The sequence below is a fragment of the Longimonas sp. genome (assembly GCF_040409695.1).
Lineage (GTDB): Bacteria > Bacteroidota > Rhodothermia > Rhodothermales > Salinibacteraceae > Longimonas.
This window is the reverse complement of sequence record NZ_JARWGJ010000045.1, coordinates 39,265-48,871: the sequence shown is the minus strand read 5'-3', so window position 1 is coordinate 48,871 and position 9,607 is coordinate 39,265. Positions and strand designations below refer to the sequence as shown.

Here is a 9,607-nt window from a genome sequence, read left to right as displayed (position 1 = left end):
CGCTACGAGCAAGGGGCCCGGCTGCTGGCATCGGTCTTTGAAGAAGACCGACGCTTTACTACAGATCAAGGTGCCGTGGGGTACTGGCTGGGGCATGCACTCTACGAGATGGGAGCCGATCGGGGAGCACTGCGCGTGTGGCACCAGACGATCACGGCGCTGAGTACCGAAGATCCAGAGTGGATTGCCCCGGCGGATGCGCTCATCCGCACCACGTTTGCAACCCGTACCCACACCTACTACGAAGTCGCAACGCAGACATACCTTACCCTGCTTGAACAGGCAGAAAAGAGCGAACAGCTGGAAGGGGGCGTAAGAGAAAAGATACTTCAGCATGTGCTGGAAGCAGCATTCATCCTGCCTGCTCAGATCAAACAGCGCATCGGAATCGACCCCGCCACAGCCCCGAAAGAGACCACCGACCTGACACTGTACACAGAGGCAGGGCAGATCCTGACCGCCTGGTGGCGCACGCAAGACGCCCGTGTGGCAAGTCCTTCCAACGAGCGGCTGATGGAGCATTTAACCCGGGTAGCCCACGCACGCGACGCGTACATGACCGATGGGTATGTTGATGCACGCGGACGGGTCTACATCCGGCTGGGTCCCCCGCCGATCACGCTCGACGTTACCTTTGCTGACAACCCAGATATTCAGCGCGAGATTATCCGGTTCTCAAATACGATCTCCTCGTTCGACTTCTCGCCGGGGCTCTACTGGGAGTATGACAACATCGGCACGGAAGCCCACTTCCTGTTCGTTGAAGAGCGTGAAGGCGTGTACGAACCGGCTACCGTGCTCGATATGATACCCCGCCAGATACGAAGCAACTTTACAGGACAGAGCAGGCGGGCCCGTCAGAACACCTACTCGTTTCTACGAAGCATGGAGGTTGCGCTCCGACAGCTCTCCGTCTACAACCCGCGCTACATGGAGCGCTATGCCGAGGTCGAAAATTATATCGCATATCTTCAGACAGGCGGAGGTGTCAACTTCGAGACGCCTGCCGAGCAGGCAGTACGCGTAAACCAGCAAAGCACAAGAGAAGATCACCGGCTCCAGCGTGTACGTCGAGAATCGGTCGGAGCCAGTCGCTCACGTATCGAAGAGGAACAGGTGCCGATAGAGGTTGAAAAGCGCTGGGCACGCTTCCTGGAGGAGGATGGCCACACACGCACCGAAATGTACTGGAGCGCGCCAACCGATGACCTTGACCCGGTCGATGTAATCGACACTTCGGTACTGGATGTTGACCCGTCTACATTGCCTGCGCGCTCGCGGATCATAACCAGTATGCGCGTTGAGGATCGCGACCACCGCGCCGGGCTGCGGGTCCAGCAAAGCGTTGAGGTGACCTCCGCGAGTGAGACCATCGACGGCTGGCTCATTCCGCAGACCACCGTCATACAGTCCACCACCGATCCGTTTCACGTAGGTGTGCAGTGGGACCAGCGCCTGGGCGCTACAGCTGAAGAGGCCGGCAACTTCTTGCTACGGCAGTCGACGGCCCGCGTAGACACGCTGCGTAGCTTACATGCGGATGCAGATAGGCTGGAGATGAGTGACATTAAGCCCGTGTGGGCAAATGCTGATTCGCTGGCGGCCGGAACCGCATACAGCGACCTGACGCCCTACGCCCGTCGGCAGGTCAGCACGACAACGCCGATAGGACTCTATTTCGAGATCTACCATCTGCAGGCTGATGCCGACGGACAGGCCCGCTATACCGTTGATCTTGAAGTAGACCGTACACAGCCGCGTAGCGGGGTGGCCCGGTGGCTGCGCAGCGATGAATCGCTTCAGACAACCACCACCACGACAAACGAAACTGACCGAGCGCGGGTCGACGAGCTGTTCCTGATTGATATTAGTGCCTGGGAAGACATCGCGGCGCGCGAGGAAGTTACCATCACCGTGCGTGTAACCGACGAAGTGCGGGGCGACACGCGCGAGCGTTCCCTCAGGCTCGATCTGGAAGAGACTCGGTAGTTCGCGTCGGGGTCTTCGGTGCTTTGCAGAAGGCTACGCATCCACCTGTACCGGTGAGCAGGGACTCACAACATGGCGGCGGTTTTCTGGAAACGAGCGCGTTGGTGCATGCATTGTGCACGATACCTGTACTGTAAAGAGTATAAAAGACATTTTCCTAAACCAAATACTGCGTGATGATACGTCTTCTGCATCCGCGCACGTGGCTGCTGCTTGTTGGGATAAGCCTTCTTCTGGGAAGCATGCTCGGCTGCTCTGACGCCGGATCCTCTGAGCCAGGTGAGGAGCGCGCGGAGGCTCAAGAAGAGCCGTCGCTGGCTGTGGCGGCGGTAGATGTTCGCCCGCGCACGCTCACGCAGCGCATCTCAGCGTCGAATCCGGTTGAGGCCATGCGCACCGTCCGCCCGGCCTCGCCCACCACGGGCACAATCCGCCGGGTGCACGTTACCGAAGGCGACCGGGTGCGAGCGGGCGACCTGCTCGCCGAGCTGGACGTGCGTGAGCAGCGAGCCGAGCTGCAGCGGGCCCAGGCGCGCCTGAGCCGCGAACAGGCCGCTTACGAGCGCGTCCGCCAGCTGCGCGAGCGCGATTTTAGCAGTCAGCAGGAATACGAGTCGCAGAAGGCCGAGCGCGACGTTGCGGCCAGCGAGGTTGAGCTCTGGGAGACCCGGGTCGAGATGGGGCAGATTCGTGCCACGACCGACGCGGTTGTAACGGCGCGCCACACCGAACCGGGCGAGGCCGTTTCTTCGAACGACGCGCTCTTTGCGCTGGCCGATGTTTCAACGCTGGTTGTGCGCGTCGGTGTCTCGGAGCGACATATCCCGCGTATGGAGGCCGGGCAGCCGGTGGAACTGCGGCTCGACGCTTATCCCGACGATGTCTTTAGGGGGACGGTGCGCCGCATCTTCCCGCATGCCGACGACGACCGCCGTGTACGTGTAGAGGTCGCCCTTGATGAAGACGCCCGCGAGCGAGCGCGTCCGGGCTTTCTGGCGCGGCTGCAACTAACGGTAGACGAGCGCGCTGGTGTGCATGCTGTACCCTCCGAAGCGCTGCTCGGCTCAGGTAGCGACCCGGCGGTGTTTGTGATTGCCAACGACACCCTGGAGCGCCGCTCCGTAACCCGAGGTGTTGACCGGGGCGGCTGGACGGAGATCCGGGAGGGGCTCCGCGACGGAGAACAGGTCGTGGCATCTAATCCGGCTACCCTACAGCCCGGTACGCGCGTTCGTGTCAGCAACTTGATCGCGCATCCCTCTGACCCGGATGATGCGCCCGGTGCTGTAGACCGCGACGCAACCGCCTCGACTGCTGCCGACGAATAACGCAATCGATTGCCGCTATGGATTCTGATGCTTCGAGCAACGGGACGTCAAGCAACGAGACATCCCCTAACACATCGCCTGAGGCCAACGGGCGCATCGATGCGGGAGAGCGCGGTGGGGTCTCTTCGTGGGCCATCCGTCGGCCCATCGGCACCATCTCGCTTGCAGCGGTGGTGGTCGTGCTGGGGTTCTTCTTTCTGGATCGCCTGCCCATCAACCTGTTGCCCGATATCGTCTATCCGCAGATTCGGGTGACGGTTAACTACCCGGGTACCGCGCCTGAGGTGATGGAGCAGCAGATTACGCGGGTGCTGGAGCGCAATCTGGCAGCCACCGAGAACCTGTCGGATCTCACCAGCCGGGCTTCGGAGGGCCGCACGAACGTGAACCTGTTCTTTGAGCTCGGCACGGACCTTGACTTGGCCCTGCAAGACGCTTCGCGCAACCTGGAGCGCGCACGCACGCAGATGCCGTCCGACATCGATCCGCCACGCATCTACAAGCAAGACCCGACCGATGCGCCGGTCTACGAGGCCGGGTTTAGCTCCGACACGCGCACGCCCCTGCAGGTGCGCGACTGGCTCGACAACGAGCTGGCCCCGCAGATCCTGAGCGTGTCGGGCGTGGGCGCCGCCGAGGTGGCAGGCGGACTCGTACGCGAGATGCAGGTGCTGCTCGATCAGGAGCGTATGGCCTACTACGGCTTCACTGCGTCGCATGTGACCGATGCGATCGCCGCCGAAAACACCGAGCTCGCGGCCGGACAGGTTACGTCGGAGACCTTCGACGTGATGGCGAAGACCGACGGACGCTTTGAGTCAGCTGAAGACATCGCTGCGATCCTGCTCACCATTCCGGGGACATCCGACCGCATCCCCCTGAGCGAGATCGCCGAGGTCGAAGACACCCACCAGGAGCAGCGCCTCTTTGTGCGCCTCAACGGCACGCCTGCCACACGGCTCTCCGTCATGAAACTGCCGGATGCGAACACGGCGGCGGTGGTTGAGGAGGTGCGCAGCGAACTGGAGCGCCTCGAACAGAGCGGGTTCATCCCCGACGACATCCAGTTTGAGGCCACGACCGATCAGGCGTTCTTTGTGCGCAGCTCGCTGAACGCCGTAAGCACTGCTGCGCTACTTGGGGGCGTGCTCGCAATGCTTGTTGTGCTGCTCTTCCTGGGCAGCCTGAGAAAGAGCTTCGTGATTGGCCTCTCCATCCCCATCGCCATCCTCGCTACCTTTGCCATGATGGGCGTTGGAGGGCTTACGCTCAACGTAATGAGCCTGGGCGGGCTGGCCCTCGGCGTGGGGCTCCTGCTCGACAACTCCATCGTGATGCTCGAAAACATCTCGCGCCACCGCGAGGAGCTCAAGAAGGGGGATGCGGACGCTGCGCACGAGGGCGCCCGCGAGGTTGCATCGGCGGTTGTTGCTTCTACCATGACCAACCTGGCGGCTGTGGTGCCGTTTCTACTCATCACCGGACTCACCGCGCTGATCTTTGAGGAGCTCGTGCTCACGATCTCGTTCGCGATCGTTGCCTCGCTGGGTGCAGCGCTTACGCTGGTGCCGATGGGGGCGGCGCTGCTGGCCTCGGTGCGGTTCGAGAGCGGACTCGACAAGTCGGCTTTCTACCAGGGGTTTAACCGGTGGATACGGCACCTGACGGGCCAGTATAAGTCGTTGTTGCGCGGGGTGCTGCGGTATCGGTGGTTGGCGGTGGGCACCGGTGTAGCGCTGCTGGCTGGCACGTACGTACTGACTGCGGAGCTGGGCAACGAGTTTCTTCCGCCGGTGGATGATGGAAGCGTAGGCGCATATGTGCGTCTGCCACCGGGCACGACGCCCGAGGTGCTGAACGAGGCCTCGCGCGAGGTTGAAGCTGCGCTTGAAGACATGCCGCACGTCGAAAACATGTTTGCACTTATCGGCGGGCACCTGTCGGGGGGCGTCATCTCTGAGCGCCCCGGCACCGCGCGCTGGACCATCCAGCTGACGTCCGCTTCTGAGCGCGACATGCCAGCCACCGAGTGGGTACGGCAGGCCGAAGAGCGTCTGAGCCGGCTCGACCTGCCGGGGGGGCGTGCCTCAGCCTCGCCGCCAAGCCTGCCAGGCATCCGCACCTCTATGGCTGGCGCCGATGTATCCGTCGCTGTCGTAGGCGATGACCCGGCACAGCTCGACGAGATCGGACGCGATATCATGGAGCGCGCTGCCAACATTGAAGGCCTCACCAACTTTGAGCTGGCACGCGACGATCGGAGTCCATTACTCTCTGCACAGGTCGACCGTGAGCGAGCCGCTTCGCTTGGCCTGAACGTGTCGGAGGTCGGGCAGACGCTTCGCACGGCGGTAGACGGCACGGTACCCACACGCTTTAGCACCGGATCGGCCGAGTATGACATCCGCGTTAAGCTACCGCGCAGCCACAGCACCACGCCCGACGAGCTCGGCAACCTGCTCATCTTTCGGGAAGACGCCTCGCCCGTGCCGCTGAGCGAAGTGGCCTCGTTCACCCTGGGCGAAGGCCCGGCCCACATCACCCGGGAAAATCAGGCGCGCGTGTCACGCGTCAACGGCGATGTAAACCGCGGGGTAACCGACGTACGCACCGTCAATGAAGAGCTGCGGCAGAACCTCTCCGACCTGGAGCTCCCCGAAGGATATAGCCTGATCTTCGGTGGGGAAGAGGAGGCCATCGAGGAAACGAACCGCACGCTCATGCTGGTTACGCTGCTGGCGCTCTTTCTTGTGTTTGTCGTGATGGCCGTGCAGTACGAGCGGGTCGCGAATCCGCTTGTGATCCTCACGGCGGTACCCCTCGCGCTGATCGGTGTAGGAGGCATGCTCTACCTTACGAGCACCCCGCTCAGCGCCCCGGTCCTGCTCGGAGTCATCTTACTGGTTGGTATTGTTGTGAACAACGCGATTCTGCTCGTCGAGTATATCGAGATCGGACGCAGCGAGCAGTCGCTGGATATGGTGGATGCTGTGGTCGAAGCAGGCGGTATTCGCTTCCGTCCGATTCTGATGACGACGCTCACAACGGTCTGCGGTATGCTCCCCCTGGCGATCGGAATCGGGGCCGGAGCTGAGTTGATGCAGCCCCTGGCGCTCGCCGTGGTGGGCGGGCTGCTGGTCGCGATGGCGCTTACGCTCTTTATCGTACCGTGTCTCTACTGCATCATCATCGGATGGGCCGAGCGGATACAGACTTGGCTGGTTGGAACCCCGGCACCTTCAGCCGGCGACGGGCGATCTGTTGGACCCGTACCTACGCCCGCTGCTCCCGAAGAAGAAAAGACATGAGGCAGATGCGCTGAAGCAGGCGACGCGGGGCTTGTGCCCAGCTGCACGGCGCTTACAGCACATACTCAAACAACGCAAGCAGCACAGCGATGAATCCGGCAACGGCGAACATCCACTGCAAGGTCTGGCGGCGCATCTTCTCCATCTCAAGACGCAGTTCCCCGATCTTTGTATCGAGATGCCCTTCGGATGCCTGGATCTTGGCTTCGAGCTGTTCTTCGGATGCCTGGATCTTGGCTTCGAGCCGTTCTTCGGATGTCTGGATCTTTGCTTCGAGCCGTTCTCCGGATGCCTGGATCTTTGCTTCGAGCCGTTCTCCGGATGCCTGGATCTTTGCTTCGAGCCGTTCTCCGGATGTCTGGATCTTCGCTTCGAGCTGTTCTTCGGATGTCTGGATCTTCGCTTCGAGCTGTTCTTCGGATGTCTGGATCTTTGCTTCCAGCTCTTCCTGCAGCGCGTCAATTTGATTGGCCAGGCGATGCTCAGCGGAGACAATGCGGTCGGTATTTGCTTCTATCTTGGCAAGAAGCCGCTCCTCAACCGCTTCCATCTGGAGTGAGAGCTCACGCCGTGCGGCCTCAATGTCACTGGCCGTGGCACCACGCTCCTCGGATTGAGCGATGAGCTCCACGATGCCTTCCGCTTGCCGCTCATCCAGGCCGTACTCTTCAACCAGACGGCGTTTCGATTTAAGGGTGTCGATCGGCATAGTGCAGAGGGAGGATGTTGAGCATCATATCATTACAAACGCTCGTTTCCGCACAGAGGTTCACCTTAGCCCTTGCGTCCGGTTTGCGTGCCGAAAGCCCTTCTGAAGGGGGCTTGCGATTCCTAATGAGGGCGACCTGTAACGATAGATAGCGCCCTTACACGCATAATTCCGCATGCTTGTCTCTCATCGCTCCTGCTGTACTATGTGCCGACTGTACGGGCTGCACGCCTCGCATCCGACGGCTGCGACGTGCGAACTGCTGGATGCGCAAAACGCGCTCATCGACCAGAGCCAACAAGATGCGCGCGGACTCGCTAATCCACATGGATGGGGGATGGCCCGGGTGCACAACGGTACGGCTGCGTGCTACCGGCAGGTTGGACCTGCATGGGAAAGCGCAGATTATCGGAGCGAGGCGCTTTCCCTACGGGGCACAACGCTGATGGCCCATGTGCGTCGGGCTACGGTCGGAACGCCTGCCCCAGAAAATACGCATCCGTTCCGGCATGGCGATACGCTGCTGATCCACAACGGACATATCCCTGCGTTTGAGCAGGTGCGTCCGCGGCTGAGAGAGCGGCTGAGCGCAGATCGCTGTGCTGCCATTCAGGGCGGTACCGACAGCGAACATGTGCTGGCGTTGCTTCTACAGTTGCGCAACGAAGCGCCCGAGGCTTCGTCCATTGAGGTCACGCGCCGGGCTGTGCTGCATGTGCAGCGGTGGTGCCGTGAAGTCGAGGCTTCTGTATACGCAGGCGTGTCGGAGCGGTCGTTTGCCGACCTGGAGTCGGTGCCCGACGATGTACTGCATGGCACGCTCGCACTCAACCTTCTCTGGAACGACGGCTCCGTCTTGGCTGGATCGCGCCTCAACCGCACGCTCTGGCGTGTGGGGCGCGACGCACCGCATCGGTGTCCCATATGCAACACCACACACACCAGCGCCGCCCCGCACGGGTATCGTGCCACTGTGCTCGCGTCCGAGCGTATCACCGACGAAGACTGGCGAGCTGTGCCTAACGGGGTGGTCTTTCAGTCAGTCATGCACGGGGATGCAACCGGTCGATTTCGCTACGAGCCTCTGCGTCTGGCATGAAACGCCTCTGGGTAGTACCCTCCTGTGTTGCCCAGCACCGCCTCGAATCCCTTTTACATACACACAGCACACCTACCACGCTATGACACTTAATAAAACCCAGCAGGCTCTCTGCGACGATAGTCCATTCGACTACAGCACACTGCGGGCACTCTTTCTAAACTGCACGCTCAAACCTTCTCCCGCGTCCTCGCACACGCGGCGCCTGATCGATGTGTCGGCGGAGATCATGCGCGAAAACGACGTGGCGGTGGATATCGTGCGTCCGGTTGATCTTGACCTGGCGCCGGGGGTCTACAAAGACATGAAGGAGCACGGTGCGGCGGTCGATGACTGGCCCGCGCTCTACGCAAAGGTGCAAGCGGCAGACATCCTGGTGCTGGGGTCGCCCATCTGGCTGGGCGAAAAGTCATCGGTCTGCCAGCAGGTGATTGAGCGGCTGTATGCTACCTCATCTGAGCTCAACAGCCGGGGCCAGTATGCCTACTACGACCGTGTGGGTGGATGTCTCATCACAGGCAACGAGGATGGCATCAAGCATTGTTCGATGGGCATTCTGTACGCGCTTCAGCATCTGGGATACGTGATTCCGCCACAGGCCGATGCCGGATGGATCGGTGAAGCCGGGCCCGGACTCAGCTACGGGGACGCGCGCGACGACGGCACGCGCGCTGGTGAGGACAACGACTTCACGCAGCGCAACACCACGTTCATGACGTGGAATCTGATGCACATGGCTCACATGATCAAGGAAGCCGGTGGCATTCCGGCTCACGGTAATCAGCGCTCGGAGTGGGAGGCCGGGTGCCGATTCGACCACCCCAACCCCGAACACCGGTAGCTGTATACGTGCGCATTGCGTGCGAGTGTGGAATGCCTCCTTTTTACTTCTATACATCCCGCTCCTCTGAGGGGCATTCCATGAGTACAGCCTGTACGTTCTACGCCACCTTGCGCCCTGAAAAGGCGAGATAGGACGGGTGGGGAACGCTCGCTCCTCAGACCCTTCAGGGGGACATCACTGGTGGTGCGCTGTAGACCGTCCACAAAAGGAGCCGAATGAATAGCAGAAATGATGTTCAGATCTTCACCAAAGCGTCGTGTCGGGCGTTCTGTCATAGTCGAAGGCAGTGCCTATTATAAAATGCGCTATATGGCGCACGTCTTCGCCCCA

The 9,607-nt window shown here is 61.2% G+C and carries 6 protein-coding genes; 5 read left to right on the top strand and 1 reads right to left on the bottom strand.

All coding sequences use genetic code 11. From position 1 onward, the window contains the following. From PPP56_RS02605 to PPP56_RS02595, 3 genes are all read left to right on the top strand, one after another. Window positions 1-1,989, top strand: a 1,989-nt coding sequence (locus PPP56_RS02605) for a GWxTD domain-containing protein (RefSeq protein ID WP_353562474.1), incomplete at its 5' end; no start/stop codon positions are given. A gap of 176 nt (window positions 1,990-2,165) precedes the next feature. Continuing rightward, a complete protein-coding gene (locus PPP56_RS02600) occupies window positions 2,166-3,317 on the top strand; it encodes an efflux RND transporter periplasmic adaptor subunit (protein ID WP_353562473.1) in 1,152 nt (383 codons plus the stop codon). Between the two features lie 17 nt (window positions 3,318-3,334). After that, window positions 3,335-6,625, top strand: a complete 3,291-nt coding sequence (locus PPP56_RS02595; RefSeq protein ID WP_353562472.1) for an efflux RND transporter permease subunit — start codon at window positions 3,335-3,337, stop codon at window positions 6,623-6,625. Window positions 6,626-6,677: 52 nt separating this feature from the next. Here PPP56_RS02595 and PPP56_RS02590 read toward each other — a convergent pair whose 3' ends face one another. Beyond that, on the bottom strand, window positions 6,678-7,334 hold the full coding sequence (locus PPP56_RS02590; RefSeq protein WP_353562471.1) for a CCDC90 family protein: 657 nt from the start codon (window positions 7,332-7,334) through the stop codon (window positions 6,678-6,680). Between the two features lie 205 nt (window positions 7,335-7,539). Here PPP56_RS02590 and PPP56_RS02585 point away from each other — a divergent pair, with 205 nt between their 5' ends. Together PPP56_RS02585 and PPP56_RS02580 are read left to right on the top strand one after the other, a co-directional pair. After that, window positions 7,540-8,433, top strand: a complete 894-nt coding sequence (locus PPP56_RS02585) for a class II glutamine amidotransferase (RefSeq protein ID WP_353562470.1) — start codon at window positions 7,540-7,542, stop codon at window positions 8,431-8,433. Between the two features lie 82 nt (window positions 8,434-8,515). Beyond that, complete coding sequence (locus PPP56_RS02580) at window positions 8,516-9,274, top strand: flavodoxin family protein (protein WP_353562469.1); 759 nt, start codon at window positions 8,516-8,518, stop codon at window positions 9,272-9,274. Window positions 9,275-9,607: the final 333 nt, after the last annotated feature.

Coding starts and splice junctions, on each gene's coding strand:
- PPP56_RS02600 (WP_353562473.1), top strand. CDS start 2,166: ATGATACGTCTTCTGCATCCGCGCACGTGGCTGCTGCTTGTTGGGATA.
- PPP56_RS02595 (WP_353562472.1), top strand. CDS start 3,335: ATGGATTCTGATGCTTCGAGCAACGGGACGTCAAGCAACGAGACATCC.
- PPP56_RS02590 (WP_353562471.1), bottom strand. CDS start 7,334: ATGCCGATCGACACCCTTAAATCGAAACGCCGTCTGGTTGAAGAGTAC.
- PPP56_RS02585 (WP_353562470.1), top strand. CDS start 7,540: ATGTGCCGACTGTACGGGCTGCACGCCTCGCATCCGACGGCTGCGACG.
- PPP56_RS02580 (WP_353562469.1), top strand. CDS start 8,516: ATGACACTTAATAAAACCCAGCAGGCTCTCTGCGACGATAGTCCATTC.